The sequence below is a fragment of the Caballeronia sp. A2-2 genome (genome assembly GCF_057612605.2).
This window is the reverse complement of record NZ_CM173618.1, coordinates 1,318,537-1,343,045: the sequence shown is the minus strand read 5'-3', so window position 1 is coordinate 1,343,045 and position 24,509 is coordinate 1,318,537. Positions and strand designations below refer to the sequence as shown.

The window sequence follows — 24,509 nt, the reverse complement described above, 5'->3', positions numbered from 1 at the left end:
GCATCGGTTGGTTTTAAATAATCTCATGAATGTGCGTCAGCGCACATAGCGGAATCTTCGGGTTTGCGTTCTTCGATTCATTCGACAATTCTTAGCAAGCGTCGACTCGCATTGCTGAAAGGAAGGAGGACAATCATGAAAGCCGCTAAAAGCCGTCCGCATCCTCTCGAACGATCGTTTAAGATTCCTTATCGGTATTCGAAAGCCTTGCATGTCGTCCTTCTGTGCATGACATCGGCCATGGCGAACGCGGCTTCGCCCTTACCCGACGGCGGGAAGTTCGTTCTGGGCACGGGAAGCATCGCGCAGAACGGCGCGAATCTGACCATCACGCAATCGGGGATACGAGGCATCATCGAATGGAACGGGTTTTCCATTGCCGCCGGGCGCACGGTGTCGATCAAGAACGGCTCGGGCGCGACGCTCAATCGCGTCGTCGGCAACGATGTCTCGGCAATCTATGGCACCTTGAGCGGGACCGGCACGGTGTGGCTGATCAACCCGCACGGCATCCTCGTCGGCCCGGGCGGCGTCGTATCGACGGGTGGCCGCTTCGTGGCTTCGACACTCGACGTGAACAACAACGATTTCGACGTCGCTTACGACACGCTGTTCAAGGGCACGTCCAATGGAAGCGTCGTCAATCTCGGGAAGATCAGTTCTTCAGGCGGCGATGTATTTCTGATCTCGGCCAACAAGATCACTAATGCAGGCAGGATCGACGCGCCTCAAGGTTCGGTCGAAATGGCGGTGGGCCGCACGGTCAGTCTGGTCGATAGCAACTTCGGTCCACAGATCGGCGTCGCCGTGGGAAGCGGCGGAACCGCGTCCAACTCAGGCGCAATACAGGCAGCGCTGATCAGTCTGCAAGCCGCCGACGGCAACGTCTTCGCGCTTGCGGGCAACTCGGGCGCGCTGCGCGCCACGGCCACGCAGACGCGCGGCGCTCAGGTCTGGCTGGTCGCGGAAACAGGCACGGTCGATGCGCGCGGCGCGCAGATCAGCGCACGCACGGCAATCGGCACAGGCGGCGCGGTGACCGTCACGGGCAAGAACGTGAAGATCGGCGATGCGCGTATCGATACGTCAACGCTGGATATCACCACGGCGGACTTTTCCATCGACACGGCGACCGCGAATACGCTCGGCGCGAGTCTGAGCGGCGGTGCATCGGTCACGGTGAACGCCGACGGCGCGGATGGCAAATTCGGCGCGAACGGCGAGGGCGATATCAGCGTGTCGTCGAGTGTGCGCTGGCGTGGCGGCGCGCCGCTGGAACTACTGGCGGCGCACTCGCTGAGCATCGCGGCGGGGGCGACCATCGCCAATGAGGGCACGGCCTCGCTCACGCTGCGTGCGGACGCGCATGGCTGGGACAACGGCGGCAGCGTCATCGATCGCGGCACCATCGACTGGTCGCGCAGCACGGGTCTCGTGGCGGCGCTTTATGACATCGACGGCAGCTATGCGGCAGGCACGGTGCGCACGAATGCGGCGTGGCGGCCCGCGGCATTCAGCGGTCTGCTCACGCAATACACCGCGTACAAGCTCGTCAACAAGGCCGCCGACCTGTCCGCGATCAAGAACGATCTGGCGGGCAACTACGCGCTCGGCAACAGTTTCTATATTGCGGATGCGGGCGATACATTGAACATCGGCACGATTGCCGCGCCCTTCACCGGGCAGTTCGACGGCATGGGGAATCTTCCCACGATCGGGACCATGTCGGGTGGCGTGGATGCCGGGTTGTTCGGCGTCATCGGCCGGGGCGGCGTCGTGCGCAATTTCACGCTGGCGGATTCCAGCGTGACGTCATCCGGAAACGCGGTGGGATTGATCGCGGGCATCAACGAAGGGCGACTGGTGAATGTCAGTGCGACGGGCAATGTCACATCGACCGGCAACGCGAACAGCGCGGCGGGCGGACTGGTTGGCATCAATCGCGGCAGCATCGAGCGGGGATGGGCAAGCGTGAAAGTCGCGGGCACGGGCAAGGCCGGCGGCGTGGCCGGAGAAAACGACGGCATCGTGCGCCAGTCGTTTTCGGATGGCTCGGTGACGGCGGGCAAGGCAGGCACGCTTGGCGGCGTCGCAGGCGTGAACAACGGCTGGATCACGCAGTCGTACGCGGATACGGCGCTGACCGGCGGCGCGGTCATCGGTGGCGTGGCCGGGATCAATCTCGGCGGCATCTGTCAGTCTTATTCCGAGGCCATATTCACGCCGCGTGCGGGCCTGAAGGCAGGTGGAATAGCAGGCGTGAATAACGGACGCATCGCCCCGAACGTGTTCTGGAACAGCGATACATTCACCGCGTCCGCTGGCGTGGGATCGGGCAAGGCGGTGCCGGGATCGAGCGCGCTGACGAACGCGCAGATCGGTCAGCAGGCGAGCTTCGGTCCCACGTGGGACTTCAGCGCCACCGGCGTCTGGTCGATGCCAACCTCGTTTGCGGGACCCTACCTGCGCTGGTTCTTCGGCTCGTGATTCGAGTGTTCGCCTCCGCACATTCGCCGGGAGGAACCTCAGTCCGCGAACGCGCGACCGCCTATAAATAACGTGGTTTGAATTAAGCGCGAAAGCCATCGACGGAAGACAGGAGAACCTCATGACCAGGCTCGACGATAAGGTTGCACTCGTGACAGGCGGTTCCCGGGGCATCGGCGCGGCCATCGCCAGAAGGCTCGCCGCCGATGGCGCGCGCGTGGCGATTACTTTCTCGAAGGGCGGCGATGCGGCGGATAAGGTCGTCAAGGAAATTGAAAGCGCGGGCGGAAAAGCGATAGCGATTCAGGCCGATGCCGCGAAGCCGGAAGCCATCGGTCAGGCAGTGGAGCAGACGATTGCCGCTTACGGCGGCCTCGACATTCTCGTGAACAATGCCGGGACTGCCATTCCGAAGCCCTTCGAGGAAGCGACGCCGGAGGAACTGGATCACGTCATCGACCTGAATATTCGCGGCGTGTTTCTCACCACGCAAGCGGCCCTCAAGCACATGAAGGCGGGCGGGCGCATCATCAATATCGGTTCGTGTGTCGGTGAACGGATGATGACGCCGGGTCTCGTCTCTTATGCCGCGACGAAGGCGGCCATCAGGATGTTCACGCAAGGGCTGTCGCGCGAGGTCGGCGAGCGGGGCATCACGGTCAACAATATTCAACCCGGCCCGATCGATACGGATCTCAATCCCGCTTCGAGCGAATGGGCAAGCCCTCAACTGGCGATGACCGCGCTCAAGCGATACGGAAAGGTCGATGAAATCGCGGCCATCGTCGCCTTCGTCGCCAGTGACGAGGCCGCGTATATCACCGGCGCGAATCTGACGATCGACGGCGGCACGAACGCGTAGCGAATGTCAAGCCACGCGACGCGCCCGTTTGACGGCGGCAGGCTTGGTCGGCGCTGTGGAAGGACTCGGCACGGAACTGCCGACGAGCGCACGAATGCCCGCCGCCGCGAACCTCACGAGCTGCTCGTAATGCGCGGTCGATCGCGAGGTACGTTCGGACGCACCGAGCCGTGCTGCGCGGCCATTGAGCGCGTGCGCCTGTTGCCGGGCGCCCACTGAAAACAGATACATCCCGCGCACGATCTCGTTTCGATCATCGTACTCCTGACGATCGCATCGACCACGGTGTTCGTCACGATACCGCTGTTGTGGTCGCTGGCGTCGGATTATTTCGCGGGTTCGACCGTTGCCGCCGCCATCGCGTGTCGGATTATTTCGCGGGTTCGACCGTTGCCGCCGCCATCGCGTTCGTGAACAGCCTCGGTTTGCTGGGCGGATTCGCGAGTCCCTTTGCAATGGGCTGGCTGAAGACATTGAGCGGCTCGCTGAACAGCGGCCTCTATCTGATGACCACGCTGCTCGCGCTCGGTGCGTGCGCGCTGTTATGCATGCGCAAGTGATCGCGGCATCGAACCAAGGAGATAAGGATGGCGAACGATTCCTTTATCATGATCTACGTTACCTATGAAGGCGATCCCGGCGCGCGCTTCGACCGTGCCTATTACGTGAATCATCATCTTCCGCTCGTCATGCAACACTGGGCGCGATATGGCCTCGATGCAGCCACGGCGTTCTTTCCCGCGACCACGCAGCCCGGAACGCTGGCGATCTGCGAATGCCGCTTTCGCGATGAAGCATCGGTCGATGCAGCTTTCACTTCGCCCGAGGCCACTGAAGTAATGAACGACGTGCCCAGCTTCACCGATCTCGTGCCGCGCCGCGTGCGTGCAGTGCCGGCATGAAGACTTCTTACTGAAAGGAGCAACATCATGAAAATCGGCATTATCGGATTAGGCGCGATGGGACGCGCGATGGCGCGCAATCTCGCGCAAGCGGGCCATGACGTGATGGCCTGGAATCGATCGGGCGGCGCGGTGGAAGGCGTCACGATGGTGGCATCGCCCGTGGAAGCATTCCAGGGCGATGCGGTCTTCACCATGCTCTCCGACGACGACGCCATTCGCTCGACGCTCGTTGCGTCCGGCGTGCTCGCGAAGGCAAAACCGGGGCTGGTGCATGTCGTCACATCGACCATTTCGATTGCATTCGCGCGCGAACTGGTCGCGGCGCATGACGCAGCGGGCATAGGCTATGTTTCCGCGCCGGTGCTCGGACGTCCCGACGTGGCGGCAAAAGGCGAACTCAATGTGCTCGCAGGCGGCCCGCCCGATGCGCTCGCCAAGGTACGACCGCTGCTCGACATAATCGGCGGGCGCATCTGGAACATGGGCGACGAGGCACCGACTGCGAATGCCGCCAAGATCGCCTGCAACATGATGATCACGATGGCGATCGAGGCAATGGCCGAAGCTGTCGTGCTCACCGAGGCGAACGGTCTGCCGCGCGCGCAATTCTTCGATGTGATCCTGAACACGCTGTTCGGCAGCCGTTCGTATCAGGTCTATTCGGCCAACATCGCGCAGGGACAATACGAGCCCGGCTTCAAGGCATCGCTCGGGCTGAAGGACTTGCGGCTTGCATCGGAAGCCGCGGAAGAAACGGGCCGCGTCTTGCCCATGCTCGCGGCGGTACATCGCCAGATGGCGGACACCGTGGCGGCGGGCATGGGTGAGCAGGACTGGTCGGCCATGGCGAAACACACGATCGAGTCGAAGCGATGAAACGCAATCGTCGATTCAGAAGCAGCCGTAAAAAAAGCCCGCTGCATGAGCGGGCCGAAATCTACTGCACAGGAGACGAGGTTTTCCCATTTAATCGGGATAGCTGACGATTTAAAGCTTCAATCCACCCAGCATGCTGCCGAGCGAGTCCACCGATTTCGTGACATTCTTCACGTCCACGTTCGTGTGTTGCGAGGCATCGATCTGCGTCACCGGTGCGACGTTGATCTGCGGGCTGGCGAACGACACGCCGCTTTGCAGGTTGCCGTTGAAGGCAGAGTTCGAGAACAGCGATGTGCCGCCCTTTACCGCATCCATTTCGGCACGGTCGAGGTCTTTCTCGGCAGACAGGTTCTTGATCGTCAGCATGATGGTCTCCTCAACGCTTCGGTAGAGGGGATTAGAGCTTCACGCCAGCCATCAGGCTGCCGATCGACGTGAGCGACTTGTTGACGGTCGTGGCATCGACGCTGGTGTGTTGCGAAGCATCGACTTGCGTGACCGGCGCGACGTTCGACTGAGCCGAACCGAAGGACACGCCGCCGAATTGCGCGTTGGCATTGACAGCGGAATTCGAGAAGAACGACGTACCGCCCTTGACGGCAGCCATGTCGGCACGGTCGAGGTCTTTTTCAGCGGCGATGTTGGCGATGGCGATCATTTTGAAGCTCCTTGAACAGGTTCGGTGGGTGAGAGCGTTTGGTTTGTTGCGCTCGACCACTCTACTGCGAGAGCCGTGCCAGCGGGATCGATGCGGCAGTCAGTACGAGCATAAGTCATTGAAAAATATATAAATAAAATTTCGAAGATCCAATTAGCCAAGGCAATTCATCGATACGATCTTCCGCGAAGTGATTGTGGAAGGCCAACACATTCATGCACGCTGCAGGCTCCCGCCAAACAGTCTGCGGAACCACGCATCCGGCGCGAACCGCAATCGCGATCCGATGTTAAAAATTGGTGTATTCACTGCCCGATCGCTCTGTAACGCCGTCGCTATCCATTAGAATCCCCCCTCCAAAAAGTCTGCCTCGACCTTCCAAAGCTTGCTCTGCATACGAGTCATCGCCTTGGCAGTACTAAGGTATCGCTGCCGGTCGGTTGTCTGAGTTTTCGAGCGAGCACGCTCAATCTGCCTGTATCGCTCATCAATACTTGTTGCCGATCGAACGCACGCCGCTGGTACGGCGATGGTCCACGAACCCGCTCGCAGTGCGGCCGCCAGCCACGCTTGTTTTCGCATGAAACGCCAGGTCATACACATTTTCAATGGATTTCTCAGCCCCTACAGTGGCAGTGAGCTCGAAGCGCTTGCGCTTGCCGGGCAATTGCGCGCAAAGGGCATCGTCAAGCTGTGGGCGACCTCGGCTCGAAGTTCGGCCCGGCTCTGTCAGGAGCACGGGATAGAACGCATCACATTCGCGCGCGCGATTTCCCGACGAATGGATTTCTCCAAGGAAGATACTTATATCTTCGTCGGCGCACATTGGCGCAACAAACTCTGGCCGTTTGTTCTTCCCGCGCCCCGACGCCTCATCTACGTGTTCAATACGTTTCACCCCAAGATACTTTCTCTGACGTCAAGCCATCCTAAGTTTCTGAGTTGGCCCAGGACAGAATACGTGTTCATCTCCGATTTCCAGAAGACGCAGCTCGACACGTCCGGCGTCGTTCATCCATCGCCGATCGATATCGCTTGCTTCAAGCCTGCCAACAAGGCTGCAAGCGAATCTATCGTGATTGGCCGCCTGAGCCGTGACTCGCTCGCCAAACACGACCTGGAAGATTTGACGCTTTATCGCGCATGGTCCGACGATGGCGTGCACGTGAAGCTGCAGGGCGCGACCTGCCTTGCGGATCGAATCGAATCTGGCGCGCATCTCGAACTCATGCCGGAAGGCGTCATGCCCGCGGCCGATTTCCTGCGCACACTCGACATCTTCTATTACCGCACCGGAAGCCATGTCGAGACGTTCGGGCGCGTCGTGGTGGAGGCGATGGCATGCGCGCTGCCCGTGGTCTGCGACCGAAGGGGAGGGTATGCGGACAGCATTCGTCATGGAGAGAATGGCTTTCTTTTCGATACGACCGAGCAAGCGCGAGACATCGTGCGCGCGCTGCTGCTCGACCCGGCATTGCGCGCGCGAATCGGCGCGAATGCACGCAAGACCGTGGAAGCGCTCTACTCACAGGGCGAGCTGGCGCGCCGTGCGCAGTTTTATCACGGCCACGGATTCATCCATGAAAATCACTGAGGCAATCATTCACATGGCATCGACGCTCGCCGATCGAAGCGGCTCGTCACGCGAATCATCGTGGCCGTTGCTCCTTGCGCGAAGTTCGGCGGTGCTCGCGCTCGCCGCCGTGCCGGTCTCCACGGCAGGTGTGAATCTCGCGGTCGCCTTGTCGTTTGCTTGTGCGCTGTGCTCGCCCGAGGTGTGGAAAGGGCTGCGCAAGCTCGTCGCGTCGCCTGTCGTGCTCGTTGCCATGGCGCTTTTCGCCGCGCTCGGCGTCAGTCTTCTCTATACGACGGCGAACACGGGCGATGCCATCGACATGTTGCTCAAGTACCGCAAGCTGCTCTTGCTGCCTGTGCTCTTTCTTGTGTTCACGGGCGATTGCACATCGAAATGGGGCCGCGTGGCGATCGGGGCGCTGCTCGCCACGCTGACGCTCGCGATGGTGCTGACCTACACAAACTTCCTGGGTTGGACCGCCGTCGGCCCGATGCACGATACCGAAGGTCCGCTCAGCAAATCATGGGTGTTCAAGGATCACATCTCAGGAGGGCTGATGATGGCCTTTCTCGTGTATCTCTCGACCGCGCTCGGCAATGCGGCAAACAAGCCTGTCTGGCGCGGGCTTCTTTATCTGAATGCGTTTCTCGCGCTCGTCAACGTGCTGATGGTGCTGCAAGGCCGCACCGGGCAGATCGTCGCGATCGTCTATCTCGTGATGTTCGTATCGCGTGGATTGATGCAATTGAAACGACGAAATGTCGGTCGTCGGCGCGGCAGCGCGATGCTTGCTGTCGCGGTGATTTGCACGACGCTCGCCTGTCATGCATTCACGACCGCGGATTCACGTCTCGCCGATACTGCGAAGGAGATCGCGAGCTTCAGGCAGAACAATTCGGTCACCTCGGCGGGCGTGCGGCTCGAGTTTTATCGACGCAGCATCGAACTGTTCGAGCAGCGGCCAGTGGCCGGTTATGGCGCGGGCAGTGTTCTGGCCGAGTTCGAGCGCTTCGCCAGGAACAAGACGGGCGGGGAAGCCGTCATGGCCAGCAATCCCCACAATGAATTCCTTTTGATGGGTGTTCAGCTGGGTTCCATCGGCATTGTGCTTTTCATCTGCTTGCTTGTTGCCGTGTATCGGGAAGTTCGGCGGATCGATCCCGTTTCGCGGAACATCGTTCAGGGGTATCTGATCGCGTTCACCATCGGGTGCCTCGCCAATTCGCTGTTGCTCAATTTCACCGAGGGCAACCTCTTTGTCCTGTTGAGCGGGATTCTGATCGCGAGCGGGCGGATGCAGAAGGGCAAACCCGAAGCATCGATGGCGAACGGTCATTCAGGCGCCGTCGATACGGTTTAGACCCGGCGGCGCGGGTAAACCTCCATTCATGATCGTGAATCCAAACAATAATTTTTTATAACTTTTCTTAATGGTTTCCGTCCAGCACGATGCTTTCGTGTTCCGCGCATAACGTGCGGCCTCAAGCGCCGAAAGAGCGCCAGGAAGATAAACGGAGACAAACATGGCAAGCGCAGACACGATCGCGTCCGGGCGACCGCAGCAATCGCACGGGCGTCATCACAACAGATGGGTTCAACTGGCGATCGGCATCGTCTGCATGGGGCTGGTCGCCAATCTTCAGTACGCGTGGACTTTGTTCGTCGTCCCGATGGATGCCAAGCATCATTGGGGGCAAGCCGCGATTCAGACCGCGTTCACTATTTTCATCGTCACGGAGACGTGGCTCGTGCCGGTCGAAGGCTGGCTCGTCGATAAGTTCGGGCCGCGTCCGGTGGTGATCGGCGGCGCGGTGTGTGCGGCCATCGGCTGGGTGATCGATGCGCATGCGACCAGTCTCATGCATCTGTACATCGCGGCGGTGGTGGCGGGCGTGGGCGCGGGGTGCGTGTATGGCACGTGTGTCGGCACGGCGCTGAAGTGGTTTCCGGACAAGCGCGGTCTCGCCGCCGGTCTTACTGCTGCGGGCTTCGGCGCGGGCGCGGCGATTACCGTGATTCCCATCTCCAACATGATCCAGCGTTCGGGCTACGAGCAGGCGTTCATGTTCTTCGGCATTCTGCAGGGCGTGTGCATTCTGTTGCTGGCGCTCATGCTCGTGAGACCGAAGCCGCCTGCGCACATCGTTCCGGCAAAGCGTGTCGTGTCCACCAAGATCGATTACACCACCGGCCAGATGGTGCGCGCGCCGATCTTCTGGGTGCTCTACGCGATGTTCGTCGCCGTCGCGGCGGGCGGCGTGATCGCGACCGCGCAGTTCGGTCCCATCGCCAAGGAATACGGCTTCGCGAAGATGCCCGTGAGCCTGCTCGGCGTGACGCTGCCGCTACTCGCGATGACGCTCTCCATCGACAATCTCTGCAACGGCTTCACGCGTCCGCTGTGCGGTTTCATCTCCGACAAGATCGGTCGCGAGAACACCATGTTCATCATCTTTCTCGGTGAAGGCGTGGCGCTGTTAGGTCTCATGCAGTTCGGCCACGACCCGTACTTATTTATGCTGTTCGCCGCGCTCACGTTCCTGTGCTGGGGCGAGATCTTCTCGATCTTCCCGGCGACCTGCGCGGACACTTTCGGCAGCAAATACGCCGCCGCGAACGCGGGCACGCTCTACACGGCCAAAGGCACGGCGTCGATGCTCGTGCCGCTGGCCTCGGTGCTCGCGAGCTTCGGCTCGTGGAACGTGGTCTTCATCACGGCGGCGGTGACCTCGATTGCGGCAGGCCTTTGCGCGAAGTTCGTGCTTGCGCCGATGCGAAAGCGCTGGATCGAAAACACGCTGACCTCGCCGTCGTCAGACATCCCCTTCATGCCCACCTTGAGCGAAGCGCCCAGCAAGTCCGCAATGCGCTAGAACGCGCGAAGCCCACGTCATTGATTGACCCAACCGACCAGAGAGAGAGTCATGGCAGATGTATTGGAGACTAAAGCACAAGCGGTCGTCGAAGTGGAAGCGCCCCTGACCACCGACGGTTTTCATCTGGTGATCGATGCCCTGAAGCTGAACGACATCGACACGATCTTCGGACTGGTCGGCATTCCGATCACCGACCTCGCGCGACTGGCGCAGGCAGAAGGCATGCGCTTCATCGGCTTTCGACACGAGCAGCACGCGGGCAACGCGGCTGCCATTTCGGGTTATATGACGAAGAAGCCAGGTATCTGCCTCACGGTGTCCGCGCCCGGCTTTCTGAACGGTCTGACGGCGCTCGCCAACGCGACCACCAACTGCTTCCCCATGATTCTCATCAGCGGGTCGAGCGAGCGTGAGATCGTCGATCTGCAGCAAGGCGATTACGAGGAGATGGACCAGTTGAACGCGGCGAAGCCTTACGCGAAGGCGGCCTATCGCGTGCTGCATGCGGAGGACATTGGCATCGGCGTGGCGCGTGCGATTCGCGCGGCCGTATCGGGTAGGCCCGGTGGCGTGTATCTCGACTTGCCCGCCAAGTTGCTCGCTCAGACCATGGACGCGCTCAAGGGCCAGCAATCGCTCGTCAAAGTGATCGATGCCGCGCCCCGGCAGCTTCCGTCGCCGGACTCGGTCAAGCGCGCGCTCGACGTCATCAAACGCGCCAAGCGTCCGTTGATCCTGCTCGGCAAGGGCGCAGCCTACGCACAAGCCGACGCGCAGATTCGCGAACTGGTGGAAAAGAGTGGCATTCCTTATCTTCCGATGTCGATGGCCAAGGGCCTGCTGCCGGACACGCACGCGCAATCGGCTTCGGCAGCGCGTTCTTTCGTGTTGCAGGAAGCGGATTGCGTCGTCCTGATCGGCGCGCGTCTGAACTGGCTGCTGGCGCATGGCAAGGGCAAGACGTGGGGCGCGGCACCGAAGCAATTCGTGCAGATCGATATCTCGCCGACGGAGATCGACAGCAACGTCGCCATCGCCGCGCCGGTGATCGGGGATATCGGTTCGTGCGTGTCGGCGCTGGTTGGCGGTATCGACGCGGGATTCCCGAAGCCGTCCGTCGAATGGACCGGTGCCATCGACGAACGCAAGAAGAAGAACCTCGACAAGATGGCCGCGACGCTGGCAAAGAACCCGTCGCCGATGAATTTCCACAGCGCATTGCGCGCCATTCGCGATGTATTGAAGACGCGTCCCGATATCAACGTGGTCAACGAAGGCGCGAACACGCTGGATTATGCGCGAAGCATCATCGACATGGCCGAGCCGCGCAAACGCTTCGATTCGGGTACGTGGGGAATCATGGGCATCGGCATGGGCTTCGCGATTGGCGCGGCAGTGACGAGCGGCAAGCAAGTTGTGGCGATCGAAGGCGACAGCGCATTCGGTTTCAGCGGCATGGAACTCGAAACGATCTGCCGGTACGACCTGCCGGTCTGCACCGTCGTGTTCAACAACAACGGCGTGTATCGCGGCACCGACGTGAACCCGACCGGCGGCAAGGACGTGGCGCCTACCGTGTTCGTGAAGAACGCGCGCTACGACAAGATGATCGAAGCATTCGGTGGCCTCGGTGTCCATGCGACGACGCCCGAGGAACTGACGCACGCGCTGGAAGCGGCCATCGAGTCCGGCAAGCCGACCCTCATCAATGCCGTCATCGACGAGGCGGCGGGCACGGAAAGCGGCCGTCTGACGAACCTGAATCCGCAAAGCGCGGCAATGAAAAAATAACGCATGCTCGCCAACCAGGAGATAAACGTGAGCGATAAACCTCTGAAGGGCATCAAGATCATCGATTTCACGCACGTTCAGGCGGGTCCGGCGTGCACGCAGTTGCTGGCATGGTTCGGCGCGGACGTCATCAAGGTGGAGCGTCCCGGTTCGGGCGATGTCACGCGCAATCAGTTGCGCGATATTCCGGATGCCGACGCGCTTTACTTCACCATGCTCAACAGCAACAAGCGCTCGTTGACGCTCGACACGAAGAAGCCCGAAGGCAAGGAAGTGCTCAAGAAACTCATTCGGGAATCGGACGTGCTGGTCGAAAACTTCGGCCCCGGCGCACTCGACCGGATGGGCTTTTCATGGGAGAACATTCGCGAACTGAATCCGAAGATGATCGTGGCATCGGTGAAGGGCTTCAGTGACGGTCATCATTACGATGATCTGAAGGTCTACGAGAATGTCGCGCAATGCGCGGGCGGCGCGGCATCGACCACAGGCTTCTGGGATGGCCCGCCGACCATCAGCGCGGCCGCGCTCGGCGACAGCAACACCGGCATGCATCTGGCCATCGGCATTCTTACCGCGATCATCGGTCGCGAGCAGACGGGCCGCGGGCAACGCGTCGCCGTGTCGATGCAGGACAGCGTGCTCAATCTGTGCCGCGTGAAACTGCGCGATCAGCAGCGTCTGGATCGTGTCGGCTATCTCGAAGAGTATCCGCAGTATCCGCACGGCACGTTCAGCGATGTCGTGCCGCGCGGCGGCAACGCGGGCGGTGGCGGACAACCGGGCTGGGTGCTCAAGTGCAAGGGCTGGGAAACCGATCCGAACGCTTATATCTATTTCACGATTCAGGGCCACGCGTGGGCGCCGATTTGCCGCGCCATCGGCAAGCCGGAGTGGATCGAAGATCCGCACTACATGACGGCCGAAGCACGCCAGCCGCATATCTTCGATATCTTCGGCACGATCGAAGCGTGGCTCGCGGACAAGACCAAGTTCGAAGCCGTCGATATTCTGCGCAAGTTCGATATTCCCTGCGCGCCGGTCTTGACGATGAAGGAACTGGCTAACGACGAATCCTTGCGCGCGAGTGGTTCGATCGTCGAAGTGGATCACAAGGTGCGCGGGAAATATCTCACGGTCGGCAGTCCGATCAAGTTCTCCGAACTGAAGCCCGAGGTCACGGCATCGCCGCTGCTGGGCGAGCATACCGACGAAGTGCTGCTGGAACTCGGCTATAGCGCGGAGCAGATTGCGCACATGCACGAGGCTCAGGCGGTGTGACGCATGACCCGATTGACCGGGGCGATGTCCCGGTCATCGGCAAACAGTAGAGCGAACGACACCATGCCCGACACCATCGATTTCGAACAGCTTGTCCATGCAATTGGTGACGCCGTCATCGTGTCCGATGCGAGCGGCGCGATCACGCTTTGGAACCCGGCGGCGCAGCGCATGTTCGGCTTTACTGAGAGCGAAGCGCTTGGACAATCGCTCGATCTGATCATTCCCGAGCGATTGCGTGGTCGTCATTGGGACGGCTACAACACCACCATGGCGACAGGCCAAACCCGCTATGGCCACGATCTGCTCAAGGTGCCGGCCGTGGACAAATCCGGCCGCGCCATGTCGATCGCATTTACCGTCGCGCTGCTGCGCTCGGCGCAAAACGAGGTCACGGGCATCGTTGCGATCATCCGTGACGAGACAGAGCGCTTTCAGGAAGATCGCGCGCTGCGCAAACGTATTTCGGAACTTGAGGCACGAACCAGCGCTTAAAGCATTCTCGGCTTTCAGGCAAAAAAAATGGCTAGCCAAGGTTTCGGCTAGCCCTAAAAACTCTGGCCATTCCGAGGGCCGTGCCAGAGCTGAGAGGGTTCCGAGTATGCACCAGCATATTCTCGATGAACATCCTTCGCGGCATATTATTCTTCTATGCTTTGCATAGGATTCGGCATTGATTTAATGAGTCAAACTAAGGTTCGCGCCGGGCGGTGAACCCCCGCACGACGCGCCGCTTCAGTGCCGGTCGAATAGCGCGATCTGATTCGACTTGATCATCGAGCGGACCTTCGTCATGAACGGCGCTTGCGGGTCCTTACGGCATTCTTGCGCGACGGTCGCGGCGACGGGCTGCATGGTATCGACCACGGTGGTTTCGGTGCCTGTCACGCCGAGCCTGTCGACGCCTGCCACCCAATACACGAGCGCCGGCTTATACGCTTCGTCTACCTGAACGTAGTCGGCGCACGTCATCCTGGCGGGCGCAATGGCCTGTTCCGCTGCGCGAGCCACACCAGCCGTGCCGATAAAAAGCGCGCACATGGCGGCAAAAAGTTTTGCGTGTTTCATTCGATGCTCGCTGATGGTGAGTTGAAGTTCGAGACTGCCTGCGCATCGTATCGATGCAGAGTTAGCCAAGAATTACCCTCGATGGGGGAGCGCAGCGCGCAAAGAGGCGGCGATCGAAGCGGCCTGAATTAATTGACCGCTCGTTTACGCGCTTTTTATATCCATCGCGCGTCTCTTGGCACGTCCTTTACGTCCGTTTTCGTATTCTCCACGCTGTCCTGAACCGCACTTGGGGAGAACACAAAATGGACTTCATTTATCTGGCCGGCATCGTCCTGTTCTGGGGACTGTGCGTGGCGCTCGCAAGCGGCTGCGAAAAGCTCGGCCGCCGCGCGACGGGAGGCCGTCCATGAGCGCCTGGATGATCTGGCTCGCGGCTGCCTCCACGCTGCTGTTGTTCGTGTACCTCGTGTACGCGCTGTTACGCGCGGAGGACCTCGAATGAACGCCAACACTTTCATGCAGACGGCGCTCTTCATCGTCGTACTGATCGCGCTCGCCATTCCGCTTGGGCGCTACATCGCCAATGTGCTCGATGGATCGTCCGTCGTCGTGCGCAGGTTCGGGCGGCCGCTCGAAAACCTGCTCTATCGCCTCGCGGGCGTCGATCCCGAAAGCGAGATGTCGTGGAAGCACTACGCACTCGCCGTCATGCTGTTCAACGTGCTCGGCGCGCTCGTGCTTTATGCGATTTTGCGGCTGCAAGGCCTGCTTCCGGCCAATCCGCAAGGCATGGCCGGCATGACGCCGGATGCCGCGTTCAATACCGCCGTGAGCTTCGTGACCAACACGAACTGGCAGGACTACGGCGGCGAAAGCACGCTCGGCTATCTCGCGCAGATGCTGGGCCTCACGGTGCAGAACTTCGTCTCTGCCGCCACGGGCATTGCCGTGGTGATCGCGCTGATCCGCGGTTTCAAGCGGCATACGGCGCAGACCATCGGCAATTTCTGGGTCGATCTCACGCGCACGACGCTCTATATTCTCGCGCCGCTCGCGATGATCTTCGCGCTGGTGTTCGTGAGCCAGGGCGCGATCCAGAACTTCAAGGCATACGTGGATGTGCCGACGCTTCAGACCACGACCTATCAAACGCCCAAGACCGATGCGCAAGGCAACGCCGTGAAAGACGCGAAGGGCAATCCGGTGATGCAGGACGCGAAGGCCGACAAGCAATCGCTGCCGATGGGGCCGGTGGCATCGCAGGAAGCCATCAAGATGCTCGGCACCAATGGCGGCGGTTTCTTCAATGCGAACTCGGCGCATCCGTTCGAGAACCCGACGCCGTTTTCCAACTTCGTGCAGATGCTTGCCATGCTGATCATTCCGGCGGCGCTGTGCGTGGTGTTCGGGCGCACGGTGGGCGATAAGCGGCAGGGTTACGCGGTGCTCGCGGCGATGACCATCGCGTTCAGCGTGGCGTGCGCGAGCGAGATCACGGCGGAGCAGGCGGGCAATCCGCTTTATTCGTCGCTCAAGGTCGATACGAACGCCTCCGCGCTTCAGGCGGGCGGCAACATGGAAGGCAAGGAAACGCGCTTCGGCATTGCGCAGTCGGGCATTTTCACGGTCGCGACCACCGCGGCGTCATGCGGCGCTGTGGCCAACACGCACGACTCGTTGACACCGCTCGGCGGACTCGTGCCCATGCTGCTCATTCAGCTTGGCGAAGTGATCTTCGGTGGCGTCGGCTCGGGCCTGTACGGCATGCTCGCGTTCGCATTGCTCGCGGTATTCGTCGCCGGGTTGATGATCGGCCGCACGCCCGAATACGTGGGCAAGAAAATCGAGTCGTTCGAGATGAAGATGGTGTCCATCGTCATTCTGCTGACGCCGCTGCTGGTGCTGGCGGGCACGTCGGTCGCCGTGCTGACGGCTGCGGGCACGGCGGGCATCGCGAATCCGGGTGCGCACGGTTTCTCCGAAATCCTCTACGCGTTCAGTTCCGCCGCCAACAACAACGGCAGCGCGTTCGGCGGGCTGTCGGTGAACACGCCGTTCTACAACGTGTCGCTCGCCATCGCGATGTGGTTCGGCCGCTTCGGCTCGCTCATTCCGATCCTCGCGATCGCGGGTTCGCTTGCCGCCAAGAAGCGTCTCGCCGTCACGGCGGGCACCTTGCCCACGCATGGCCCGCTGTTCGTGGTGCTGCTGCTCGGCACGCTGCTGCTCGTCGGCGCGCTCACCTACATTCCCGCGCTCGCGCTCGGCCCCATCGTCGAGCACATCACGATGATCTCCGGCCATTGAATTCGAGGACAGCATGAATCAACTCAATCAACCTCCGATGCACCGTCCCGAGAATCTCGGGCAAGCGCGCACGGCAGCAGGTTCGATGTTCGATCCGGCGCTCCTCAAACCGGCGATCGTCGATTCGTTCAGGAAGCTCGCGCCGCGCACGCAGTTGCGCAATCCGGTGATGTTCTGCGTGTATGTCGGCAGCATCCTGACAACCGTGTTGTGGATTGCCGCGCTCGCCGGTCAGGCCGAAGCGCCCGCAGGCTTCATCCTGGCAATCGCGCTGTGGCTGTGGTTCACGGTGCTGTTCGCGAACTTCGCGGAAGCGCTCGCCGAAGGCCGCTCGAAGGCGCAGGCCGCGTCCTTGCGCAACGCCAAGCACAACGTGATGGCGAAGAAGCTCAACGAGCCGCATCCGAAGTCGCCGATCCGCATCACGACCTCGACCGATCTGGTCAAGAACGACGTGGTGCTGGTCGAAGCAGGCGACGTGATTCCCGCCGATGGCGAAGTGATCGAAGGCGTGGCGTCGGTGGATGAATCCGCGATCACGGGCGAATCCGCGCCGGTGATCCGCGAATCGGGCGGCGACTTTTCTTCGGTGACGGGCGGCACGCGCGTGCTGTCGGACTGGATCGTGGTGCGCGTGAGCGTGAATCCCGGCGAGGCGTTTCTCGACCGCATGATCGCGATGGTCGAAGGCGCCAAGCGTCAGAAGACGCCGAACGAGATCGCGCTGACCATTCTGCTGGTCGCGCTCACGCTCGTGCTGCTGTTCGCCACGGCCACCTTGCTGCCGTTCTCGATGTTCTCGGTCGAAGCCGCGAAGGCGGGCCATGTCGTCACGATCACCGCGCTCGTGGCGCTGCTCGTGTGCCTGATTCCGACGACCATCGGCGGGCTGCTTTCCGCCATTGGCGTGGCGGGCATGAGCCGCATGATGCAGGCGAACGTGATCGCGACTTCAGGCCGCGCCGTGGAAGCGGCGGGCGATGTCGATGTGTTGCTGCTCGACAAGACCGGCACGATCACGCTGGGCAACCGTCAGGCGTCGGCGTTCACCGCCGCGCCGGGCGTGGACGAGCGCGTGCTTGCCGACGCCGCGCAACTGGCGTCGCTCGCGGATGAAACGCCGGAGGGCCGCAGCATCGTCGTGCTGGCCAAACAGCGCTTCAATATCCGCGAGCGCGACATGGCGACCCTGGGCGCGACGTTCCTCGCGTTCACCGCGCAAACGCGCATGAGCGGCGTCGATCTGCCCAATCGCGAGATTCGCAAGGGCTCGGCGGATGCGGTGAAGAAGTACGTCGAGGAGCGCGGCGGGCGCTTTCCGCAGGACGTGCAAAGCGCCGTGGACGATGTCGCGCGCCGTGGCAGCACGCCGCTGGTCGTCGCGGAAACCATCGATGGCGCGACGCGCCCGCTCGGCGTGATCGAGTTGAAGGACATCGTGAAGGGCGGCATCAAGGAGCGCTTTGCCGAGTTGCGCAAGATGGGCATCAAGACGGTGATGGTCACGGGCGATAACCGCCTGACCGCCGCTGCGATTGCCGCCGAAGCCGGTGTCGACGATTTTCTGGCGGAAGCCACGCCGGAGACGAAGCTCGCCACGATCCGCGCGCATCAGTCCGAAGGGCGGCTCGTCGCCATGACCGGCGATGGCACTAACGACGCCCCCGCGCTCGCGCAAGCCGATGTGGCCGTTGCCATGAACACCGGCACGCAGGCCGCGAAGGAAGCGGGCAACATGGTCGATCTGGATTCGAACCCGACCAAGCTGATCGAGATCGTCGAGATCGGCAAGCAGATGTTGATGACGCGCGGTTCGCTCACGACCTTCTCGATTGCCAACGATGTCGCCAAGTACTTCGCGATCATTCCGGCGGCGTTCGCCACGACCTATCCGCAACTGCGCGTGCTGGATGTGATGCATCTGGCCTCGCCCGCATCGGCGATTCTGTCGGCGGTGATCTTCAACGCGCTGATCATCGTGTTCCTGATTCCGCTTGCGCTGAAGGGCGTGAAGTATCGGGCGCTGGGTGCTGCATCGCTGTTGCGGCGCAATCTGCTGATTTACGGGCTGGGCGGCATCGTTCTGCCGTTTCCGTTCATCAAGCTGATCGATATGGTCATCACGGCGCTCGGCTGGAGTTGAAGCCGCGCTTAACGTCATAATGGTTCAAAGGACAAAGACATCATGAAGAACATTCTTCGCCCGGCGCTGGTGCTGTTCGTCGCGCTGACGGTGGTGACCGGTCTGATCTATCCGGCGGTGGTCACGGCCGTCAGTCAGGCGGCGTTTCATCGTCAGGCCAATGGCAGTCTGATCGAGCGCGATGGCAAGACGGTCGGCTCGGAAATCATCGGCCAGCAGTTCGACGCGCCCAAGTATTTCTGGGGGCGGCTCTCGGCCACGACGCCGAATCCGTATAACGCGGGCAGTTCGAGCGGCTCGAATCTCGGGCCGACCAATCCCGCGCTTGCGGACGAGATCAAGGCGCGTATCGATGCGCTGCACGCGGTCGATCCGGATAACACGTCGCCGCTGCCGGTCGATCTGGTCACGTCCTCGGGCAGCGGCCTCGATCCCGAAATCAGTCCTGCCGCCGCCGCGTATCAGGTTGCACGCGTGGCTAAAGCGCGCGGCATGACCGTGCCGCAAGTCGAGGCGATCGTTCAGCAAGCGACCAACGGACGCCAGTTCGGCGTATTGGGCGAAGCGCGCGTCAACGTGCTGAAGCTCAATCTCGCGCTGGATGCGGCCAAAGGCTGAGCCGAGCGAGACCGATGACCCGCCCCGATCCCGACCAACTGCTCGACAAGCTCCAGCGCGATGAGGAGAAACTTCAGCGCGGGCGCTTGAAGGTGTTTTTCGGCGCATCGGCAGGTGTCGGCAAGACCTTCGCGATGTTGCAGGCCGCGCGAAGACGGCGCGAGGAAGAGGGCGTGGATGTGGTGATCGGCGTGGTCGAAACGCATGGCCGCAAGGAGACGCTCGCGCTGCTCGAAGGCCTCGAAATGGTGCCGGCGGCGCGTATCGAATATCGCGGGCGGCTGCTCGCCGAATTCGATCTCGATGCCGCCCTCGCGCGCAAGCCGCAACTCGTTCTCGTCGATGAACTCGCGCATTCGAACGTGCAGGGCGCGCGTCATCTGAAGCGCTGGCAGGACGTGCAGGAGTTGCTCGATGCGGGCATCGACGTTTATACGACCGTCAATGTGCAGCATCTGGAAAGCCTGAACGATATCGTCGGGCGCATCACGGGCATTCGCGTGTGGGAGACGGTGCCCGACCGCGTGTTCGATCTCGCCGACGAAGTGACGCTGGTCGATTTGCCGCCCGAGGAACTGCTCGACCGTTTGCGCGATGGCAAGGTCTACATGCCCGCGCAGGCCGAAAACGCGGTGCGCAATTTCTTTCGCAAGGGCAATCTGATCGCGCTGCGTGAGCTGGCCTTGCGCCGTACCGCCGACCGCGTCGATGCGCAGATGCGCGAGTACCGCGCGGATCAGTCGATCGAGCGTATCTGGCGGGCGCGCGAGCGTTTGATCGCATGCGTGGGACCGGGCCCGGAAAGCGCCGCGCTGGTGCGCGCGGCGGCGCGGCTGGCGGCGGCGCTGAAAGCCGACTGGCTCGCCGTCTATGTCGAAACGCCGAAGCTGCAACGCCTGTCCGACGATCAGCGCCGCCGCACGCTCGATGCGCTCAAGCTCGCGTCCGAACTCGGCGCGGAAACCGTCACGCTGGATGGCGCGGATGCCGCCGCCACGCTGATCGACTACGCGCGCATGCGCAACGTGTCGAAGCTGGTGGCGAGTGCGTCTGCGGCACGTGGATGGCGGCGCGTGCTCGATCGGCCCGTGAGTGAGCGCATCATCCGGCAGGCGGCAGATATCGACGTCACGCTCGTTTCGGCGGGCGCGCGAGAAGGGTCGCCGCCTTCGACGCTCGATTTCGGCGTGCTGCGCGACGGCATGCGTTCGCCGCCGCGCGCGTACGCGTTCGCCATCGTCATCGGCGCGGCCATCACGCTGCTTGCAAGCGCTCTGGCGACGCAACGGTTCGCGGTCACGAACCTCGTGATGCTCTATCTGCTCGGCGTGATTTTCGCGGCCGTGCGGCTCGGGCGCGGACCGGGCGTCATGTTGTCGTTCCTGTCCGTCGCTGCGTTCGATTATTTTTTCGTTGCCCCGGTCATGTCGTTCACCGTGAGCGACACGCAGTACCTCTTGACCTTCGCGGTGATGCTGCTTACCTCGCTCACCATCAGTCACCTGACATCGAGTCTAAGGCGTGAAGCGAAGATCGCCTCGCAGCGCGAACGGCGCACCGGCGCCATGTACGCGATGACCAAGGAACTCGCCGCCGCGCTCATGACGGAGCAGATCATCGAGATCGGCACGCGGCATATCGCCGAGGTTTTTCACGCGAAGGCCGCGCTTCTGTTGCCCGACAGCGGCGAGAAAGTGCAGCAGAAAGTGGCCGAAGTGAGTTCAGAGACGACGCTCGGGAAGAACGAACTCGATCTCGATATCGCGCAATGGGTCTACGATCAACAAAAGCCCGCAGGACGCAGCACGGATACCTTGCCCGCCGCGCAAGCGCTTTATCTGCCGCTCAAGGCACCCATGCGCACGCGCGGCGTGCTGGCCTTCGCGCCTCAGCGAGCAACCGATCTGGAGATTCCCGAGCAACGCCGCATGATCGAGACGTTCGCGGCGCAAATCGCGCTTGCGCTCGAACGCGTGCATTACGTCGAAATCGCGCAGGACGCGCTCGTCAACATGGAGTCGGAGCGTCTGCGCAATTCGCTGCTCTCGGCCATCTCGCACGATCTGCGCACGCCGTTGACATCTATCGTCGGCTTCGCGTCCATTCTCGAAGAACAGGCGACGGACGGCACCGCGCGTTCGCAGGAACTCGTCCATGCGATCCACGACGAAGCGCTGCGCATGAGCGGGCTGGTCACGAACCTGCTCGACATGGCTCGTTTGCAGGCGGGCGTCATTCGCCTGAATCGGCAATGGTCGATGCTGGAGGAGGCCGTGGGCGCCGCGCTTGCCGGGATGAAACGCACGTTGGCGGGACGGCGCGTGCACACGCGTATTCCGGCCGACTTGCCCCTGCTGCAACTCGATGCCGTCTTGATGGACCGCCTGTTCGCCAATCTCCTTGAGAACGTCGCGAAGTACACGCCCGGCGATACGGACATCGACATCTCCGCGCGGGTGGAAACCAGTGGCGGGAATCGGATCGTTCGCGTTCGGGTGGATGATCGGGGACCGGGCATCCCGGCCGGCATGCAGAGCAAGTTGTTCGAGAAATTCACGCGCGGTGAGAAGGAGTCGGCGCAGTCGGGCGTGGGTTTGGGTCTCGCGATATGCCGCGCCATTGTCGAAGCCCACGGCGGCGAGATCGGCGCGGAGAATCGCCTGGAGAACGGACGGATCGCGGGCGCGAGCTTTTGGTTCACGCTTCCGGCAGAGGCGTCGCCGCTGGCCGGCGTGTTGCCGGAGGAAGAAAGCCGGGACGAGTAATCAAACCGACGAGCGTCGAAAAGTCCGGATGATCCCTCCCGTCGGCTATCATGGCTGTCCTCTCCGGCGTCCCTCCCCATGATTTCCATCCGTAATGTCACGCTGCGTCGCGGCGTCAATGTTGTGCTCGACCGCGCATCCGTCACCTTCACTCCCGGCGAAAAGATCGGCCTCGTGGGCCGCAATGGCGCGGGCAAATCGTCCTTCTTCGGCCTTCTCAACGGCACGCTGCACGAAGACGGCGGCGAATTTTCGATTCCCGCCGCGTGGAAAATGGGGCAAGTCGCGCAGGACATGCCGGAAACCGAGCAGAGCGCGACCGGCTTCGTGATCGAAGGCGACACCGGCTTGCTCGCCGCGCAGGCCGAGGTGGATGCCGCCGAAGCCAGCGACGACGGCATGCGCATGGCGCACGCCTACATGGCCCTGCACGACGCCGGTGCGCACGATGCCCCCGCACGCGCGCAGGCGCTCATTCTGGGCCTCGGCTTCACGGCGGCGCAGCTCGACCAGCCCGTCAACAGTTTTTCCGGCGGCTGGCGCATGCGGTTGCAACTGGCGCGCGCGCTGATGTGCCCGTCCGACTTGCTGCTGCTCGATGAACCGACCAATCACCTGGACCTCGACGCACTGGTCTGGCTCGAAGCGTGGCTCAAGCGCTATCAGGGAACGCTCGTCGTGATCAGCCACGATCGCGAATTTCTCGACGCGGTGACGCAGGTGACGGTGCACGTCGATAACGCCAAGCTCGTGCGTTACGGCGGCAACTACAGCAAGTTCGAAGACATGCGCGCCGAGCAACTTCTTTTGCAGCAAGCCGCGATGGCCAGACAGGCGGACAAGATCGCGCACCTGCAAAAATTCATCGACCGTTTCAAGGCCAAGGCTTCGAAGGCGAAGCAGGCGCAGAGCCGCGTCAAGGCGCTCGAACGCATGGAAAAGATCGCGCCCGTGCTGGCCGACGCCGAGTTCAACTTCGAGTTCAAGGAGCCGCTCAACGTTCCGAACCCGCTGTTGTCGATGCTGGATGCGAGCTTCGGCTATCCGGCACCGGCCGATGCAGCGCCGGGCACGCCGCCCACGGTGATCGTTCGGGGCATCAATCGATCCGTGCTGGCGGGGCAGCGTATCGGCATTCTCGGCGCCAACGGGCAGGGCAAGTCCACGCTGGTGAAGACCGTGGCGCACGCGCTGACGCCGATTGCCGGAGAGATCAGCGAAGGCAAGGGGTTGAACATCGGCTATTTCGCGCAGCAGGAACTCGACGTGCTGCGTCCGCTCGACACGCCGATGGAACACATGATCCGGCTTGCCAAGGACACGCCCGCGCACATGCGCGCGCCCGGCCAGAGCGGCACCGAACAATCGCTTCGCACGTTTCTCGGCACCTTCAGCTTCAGCGGCGACATGGTCCATCAGGCAGTCGGCACCATGAGCGGCGGCGAGAAGGCCCGGCTCGTGTTGTGCATGATCGTGTGGCAGCGTCCCAACCTGCTGCTGCTCGACGAGCCGACCAACCATCTGGATCTGGCGACCCGCGAAGCGCTCGGCATGGCGCTCAACGAATTCGAAGGCACGGTGATGCTGGTGAGTCACGACCGCTCGCTGCTGCGCGCGGTATGCGACGAATTCTGGCTCGTCACCAAGGGTGGCGTCGAACCGTTCGATGGCGATCTCGACGACTATCAGCAATTCCTGCGCGACGAAGCGCGCCGCATGCGCGAGGAAGCGGCCGGAGCGTAAAGAAACCCGCTGACCGTTAAGAGTCGCAACGTTAAGAATCTTAACGCCGCGCCGCTCCACGTTCCGTTCGAATCCCGCCAGGCCCCGTCCTACAAGGCTTGCGCATCATTGGCCCGGCCCTTGCATTCAGGCGGCTCCAGACAACCCGGAGCCGTCCATGATCGATGCAGGCCGAAGCGCCACGCTCACTCACACCGTCACTTCCGCCGACCTTGCCTCCGCGCATGCGCATTCGGCCGCCGAGCACTATCCCGACGTGCTTTCGACGCCCGCCTTGCTCGCGGTGATCGAGCGCGCATGTGCCGCCCTCATGCAAGGCGAGTTGCGAGACGGACAGCTATCCGTCGGCGTCACGACGCATCTCGATCATCTGGCGCCGACGCCGCCCGGTGTCGATGTCGCCGCCACGGCGACCTTTCGTCATGTCGAAGGCGCGCTGTACTGGTTCGATGTCGCCGCATCCGATGCGCTCGGTCCGGTCGCCAGCGCGAGCCATGCACGCGCCATCGTCGAGCGCGCGGTGATCGAGGCGCGCGCCGCGAAACGCAAGGCGCGATGAACGCTGCAAGTCGCGCGACTCATTCAACGCGGCATGCGCCGCTCATCA

At 62.0% G+C, this 24,509-nt stretch carries 24 protein-coding genes; 19 read left to right on the top strand and 5 right to left on the bottom strand.

Annotated elements, in window-relative coordinates; genetic code table 11:
* The first annotated feature begins 135 nt into the window (after positions 1-135).
* Positions 136-2,487 carry a two-partner secretion domain-containing protein gene (locus tag ACZCWR_RS29820; protein WP_487305266.1) on the top strand — a complete coding sequence of 784 codons (2,352 nt, stop codon included), beginning with the start codon at positions 136-138 and terminating at the stop codon, positions 2,485-2,487.
* Positions 2,488-2,608: 121 nt separating this feature from the next.
* Complete coding sequence (locus ACZCWR_RS29815) at positions 2,609-3,349, top strand: SDR family NAD(P)-dependent oxidoreductase (RefSeq protein ID WP_487305265.1); 741 nt, start codon at positions 2,609-2,611, stop codon at positions 3,347-3,349.
* A 6-nt stretch (positions 3,350-3,355) separates the two neighbouring features.
* On the opposite strand, the gene ACZCWR_RS29810 is transcribed toward ACZCWR_RS29815, so the two are convergent.
* The gene (locus ACZCWR_RS29810) at positions 3,356-3,580 is read right to left on the bottom strand and encodes a hypothetical protein (RefSeq protein WP_487305264.1); all 225 of its coding nucleotides are present in this window, start codon (positions 3,578-3,580) and stop codon (positions 3,356-3,358) included.
* Between the two features lie 77 nt (positions 3,581-3,657).
* Here ACZCWR_RS29810 and ACZCWR_RS29805 point away from each other — a divergent pair, with 77 nt between their 5' ends.
* From ACZCWR_RS29805 to ACZCWR_RS29795, 3 genes are read left to right on the top strand one after another with little or no spacing between them, the layout of a single operon-like run.
* Positions 3,658-3,909 carry a hypothetical protein gene (locus ACZCWR_RS29805; protein WP_487305263.1) on the top strand — a complete coding sequence of 84 codons (252 nt, stop codon included), beginning with the start codon at positions 3,658-3,660 and terminating at the stop codon, positions 3,907-3,909.
* A 27-nt stretch (positions 3,910-3,936) separates the two neighbouring features.
* Positions 3,937-4,251, top strand: coding sequence for an EthD family reductase (locus tag ACZCWR_RS29800; RefSeq protein WP_487305262.1), 315 nt, complete (start codon positions 3,937-3,939; stop codon positions 4,249-4,251).
* Between the two features lie 27 nt (positions 4,252-4,278).
* Positions 4,279-5,130: an NAD(P)-dependent oxidoreductase gene (locus ACZCWR_RS29795; RefSeq protein ID WP_487305261.1), complete on the top strand. Its 852-nt coding sequence runs from the start codon at positions 4,279-4,281 to the stop codon at positions 5,128-5,130.
* 111 nt (positions 5,131-5,241) lie between these two features.
* Here ACZCWR_RS29795 and ACZCWR_RS29790 read toward each other — a convergent pair whose 3' ends face one another.
* The 3 genes from ACZCWR_RS29790 to ACZCWR_RS29780 all read right to left on the bottom strand — a co-directional run bounded on the left by ACZCWR_RS29790 (position 5,242) and on the right by ACZCWR_RS29780 (position 6,689).
* Complete coding sequence (locus tag ACZCWR_RS29790) at positions 5,242-5,499, bottom strand: hypothetical protein (protein ID WP_487305260.1); 258 nt, start codon at positions 5,497-5,499, stop codon at positions 5,242-5,244.
* A gap of 31 nt (positions 5,500-5,530) precedes the next feature.
* Positions 5,531-5,791 carry a hypothetical protein gene (locus ACZCWR_RS29785; RefSeq protein ID WP_487305259.1) on the bottom strand — a complete coding sequence of 87 codons (261 nt, stop codon included), beginning with the start codon at positions 5,789-5,791 and terminating at the stop codon, positions 5,531-5,533.
* 487 nt (positions 5,792-6,278) lie between these two features.
* Entirely contained in the window at positions 6,279-6,689 is a 411-nt protein-coding gene (locus tag ACZCWR_RS29780) for a hypothetical protein (protein WP_487305258.1), read from the bottom strand.
* 63 nt (positions 6,690-6,752) lie between these two features.
* On the opposite strand from ACZCWR_RS29780, the gene ACZCWR_RS29775 reads away from it, so the two are divergent.
* From ACZCWR_RS29775 to ACZCWR_RS29750, 6 genes are all read left to right on the top strand, one after another.
* Positions 6,753-7,385, top strand: a complete 633-nt coding sequence (locus ACZCWR_RS29775; protein WP_487305257.1) for a glycosyltransferase — start codon at positions 6,753-6,755, stop codon at positions 7,383-7,385.
* The gene (locus ACZCWR_RS29770) at positions 7,372-8,727 is read left to right on the top strand and encodes an O-antigen ligase family protein (RefSeq protein WP_487305256.1); all 1,356 of its coding nucleotides are present in this window, start codon (positions 7,372-7,374) and stop codon (positions 8,725-8,727) included. Before ACZCWR_RS29775 ends, ACZCWR_RS29770 begins: the two co-directional genes overlap by 14 nt.
* A 163-nt stretch (positions 8,728-8,890) precedes the next feature.
* Entirely contained in the window at positions 8,891-10,240 is a 1,350-nt protein-coding gene (gene oxlT, locus ACZCWR_RS29765) for an oxalate/formate MFS antiporter (RefSeq protein ID WP_487305255.1), read from the top strand.
* 51 nt (positions 10,241-10,291) lie between these two features.
* On the top strand, positions 10,292-12,034 hold the full coding sequence (gene oxc / locus ACZCWR_RS29760; RefSeq protein WP_487305254.1) for an oxalyl-CoA decarboxylase: 1,743 nt from the start codon (positions 10,292-10,294) through the stop codon (positions 12,032-12,034).
* Positions 12,035-12,061: 27 nt separating this feature from the next.
* Complete coding sequence (gene frc / locus ACZCWR_RS29755; protein WP_487305253.1) at positions 12,062-13,315, top strand: formyl-CoA transferase; 1,254 nt, start codon at positions 12,062-12,064, stop codon at positions 13,313-13,315.
* Between the two features lie 63 nt (positions 13,316-13,378).
* Entirely contained in the window at positions 13,379-13,810 is a 432-nt protein-coding gene (locus ACZCWR_RS29750) for a PAS domain-containing protein (RefSeq protein ID WP_487305252.1), read from the top strand.
* A 240-nt stretch (positions 13,811-14,050) separates the two neighbouring features.
* On the opposite strand, the gene ACZCWR_RS29745 is transcribed toward ACZCWR_RS29750, so the two are convergent.
* Positions 14,051-14,383 carry an HdeA/HdeB family chaperone gene (locus ACZCWR_RS29745; RefSeq protein WP_487305251.1) on the bottom strand — a complete coding sequence of 111 codons (333 nt, stop codon included), beginning with the start codon at positions 14,381-14,383 and terminating at the stop codon, positions 14,051-14,053.
* 245 nt (positions 14,384-14,628) lie between these two features.
* Between ACZCWR_RS29745 and ACZCWR_RS29740 the strand changes: the two genes are divergently transcribed.
* The 8 genes from ACZCWR_RS29740 (at position 14,629) to ACZCWR_RS29705 (ending at position 24,461) form a co-directional block, all read left to right on the top strand.
* Positions 14,629-14,736, top strand: coding sequence for a potassium ABC transporter ATPase (locus tag ACZCWR_RS29740; RefSeq protein ID WP_487305250.1), 108 nt, complete (start codon positions 14,629-14,631; stop codon positions 14,734-14,736).
* The gene (gene kdpF / locus ACZCWR_RS29735; protein ID WP_309766957.1) at positions 14,733-14,828 is read left to right on the top strand and encodes a K(+)-transporting ATPase subunit F; all 96 of its coding nucleotides are present in this window, start codon (positions 14,733-14,735) and stop codon (positions 14,826-14,828) included. The genes ACZCWR_RS29740 and kdpF overlap by 4 nt, the downstream gene beginning before the upstream one ends.
* Positions 14,825-16,633: a potassium-transporting ATPase subunit KdpA gene (kdpA, locus tag ACZCWR_RS29730; protein WP_487305249.1), complete on the top strand. Its 1,809-nt coding sequence runs from the start codon at positions 14,825-14,827 to the stop codon at positions 16,631-16,633. Before kdpF ends, kdpA begins: the two co-directional genes overlap by 4 nt.
* Positions 16,634-16,718: 85 nt before the next feature.
* Positions 16,719-18,776, top strand: a complete 2,058-nt coding sequence (gene kdpB / locus ACZCWR_RS29725; RefSeq protein WP_487306183.1) for a potassium-transporting ATPase subunit KdpB — start codon at positions 16,719-16,721, stop codon at positions 18,774-18,776.
* A 42-nt stretch (positions 18,777-18,818) separates the two neighbouring features.
* A complete protein-coding gene (gene kdpC / locus ACZCWR_RS29720; RefSeq protein WP_487305248.1) occupies positions 18,819-19,394 on the top strand; it encodes a potassium-transporting ATPase subunit KdpC in 576 nt (191 codons plus the stop codon).
* 14 nt (positions 19,395-19,408) lie between these two features.
* Positions 19,409-22,159 carry a DUF4118 domain-containing protein gene (locus tag ACZCWR_RS29715; protein WP_487305247.1) on the top strand — a complete coding sequence of 917 codons (2,751 nt, stop codon included), beginning with the start codon at positions 19,409-19,411 and terminating at the stop codon, positions 22,157-22,159.
* 78 nt (positions 22,160-22,237) lie between these two features.
* Positions 22,238-23,902, top strand: coding sequence for an ABC-F family ATP-binding cassette domain-containing protein (locus tag ACZCWR_RS29710; RefSeq protein ID WP_487305246.1), 1,665 nt, complete (start codon positions 22,238-22,240; stop codon positions 23,900-23,902).
* 157 nt (positions 23,903-24,059) lie between these two features.
* Entirely contained in the window at positions 24,060-24,461 is a 402-nt protein-coding gene (locus ACZCWR_RS29705; protein ID WP_487305245.1) for a thioesterase family protein, read from the top strand.
* Positions 24,462-24,509: the final 48 nt, after the last annotated feature.

Coding starts and splice junctions, on each gene's coding strand:
- ACZCWR_RS29820 (WP_487305266.1), top strand. CDS start 136: ATGAAAGCCGCTAAAAGCCGTCCGCATCCTCTCGAACGATCGTTTAAG.
- ACZCWR_RS29815 (WP_487305265.1), top strand. CDS start 2,609: ATGACCAGGCTCGACGATAAGGTTGCACTCGTGACAGGCGGTTCCCGG.
- ACZCWR_RS29810 (WP_487305264.1), bottom strand. CDS start 3,580: ATGTATCTGTTTTCAGTGGGCGCCCGGCAACAGGCGCACGCGCTCAAT.
- ACZCWR_RS29800 (WP_487305262.1), top strand. CDS start 3,937: ATGGCGAACGATTCCTTTATCATGATCTACGTTACCTATGAAGGCGAT.
- ACZCWR_RS29795 (WP_487305261.1), top strand. CDS start 4,279: ATGAAAATCGGCATTATCGGATTAGGCGCGATGGGACGCGCGATGGCG.
- ACZCWR_RS29790 (WP_487305260.1), bottom strand. CDS start 5,499: ATGCTGACGATCAAGAACCTGTCTGCCGAGAAAGACCTCGACCGTGCC.
- ACZCWR_RS29785 (WP_487305259.1), bottom strand. CDS start 5,791: ATGATCGCCATCGCCAACATCGCCGCTGAAAAAGACCTCGACCGTGCC.
- ACZCWR_RS29770 (WP_487305256.1), top strand. CDS start 7,372: ATGAAAATCACTGAGGCAATCATTCACATGGCATCGACGCTCGCCGAT.
- oxlT (WP_487305255.1), top strand. CDS start 8,891: ATGGCAAGCGCAGACACGATCGCGTCCGGGCGACCGCAGCAATCGCAC.
- oxc (WP_487305254.1), top strand. CDS start 10,292: ATGGCAGATGTATTGGAGACTAAAGCACAAGCGGTCGTCGAAGTGGAA.
- ACZCWR_RS29750 (WP_487305252.1), top strand. CDS start 13,379: ATGCCCGACACCATCGATTTCGAACAGCTTGTCCATGCAATTGGTGAC.
- ACZCWR_RS29745 (WP_487305251.1), bottom strand. CDS start 14,383: ATGAAACACGCAAAACTTTTTGCCGCCATGTGCGCGCTTTTTATCGGC.
- ACZCWR_RS29740 (WP_487305250.1), top strand. CDS start 14,629: ATGGACTTCATTTATCTGGCCGGCATCGTCCTGTTCTGGGGACTGTGC.
- kdpF (WP_309766957.1), top strand. CDS start 14,733: ATGAGCGCCTGGATGATCTGGCTCGCGGCTGCCTCCACGCTGCTGTTG.
- kdpA (WP_487305249.1), top strand. CDS start 14,825: ATGAACGCCAACACTTTCATGCAGACGGCGCTCTTCATCGTCGTACTG.
- kdpB (WP_487306183.1), top strand. CDS start 16,719: ATGTTCGATCCGGCGCTCCTCAAACCGGCGATCGTCGATTCGTTCAGG.
- kdpC (WP_487305248.1), top strand. CDS start 18,819: ATGAAGAACATTCTTCGCCCGGCGCTGGTGCTGTTCGTCGCGCTGACG.
- ACZCWR_RS29715 (WP_487305247.1), top strand. CDS start 19,409: ATGACCCGCCCCGATCCCGACCAACTGCTCGACAAGCTCCAGCGCGAT.
- ACZCWR_RS29710 (WP_487305246.1), top strand. CDS start 22,238: ATGATTTCCATCCGTAATGTCACGCTGCGTCGCGGCGTCAATGTTGTG.
- ACZCWR_RS29705 (WP_487305245.1), top strand. CDS start 24,060: ATGATCGATGCAGGCCGAAGCGCCACGCTCACTCACACCGTCACTTCC.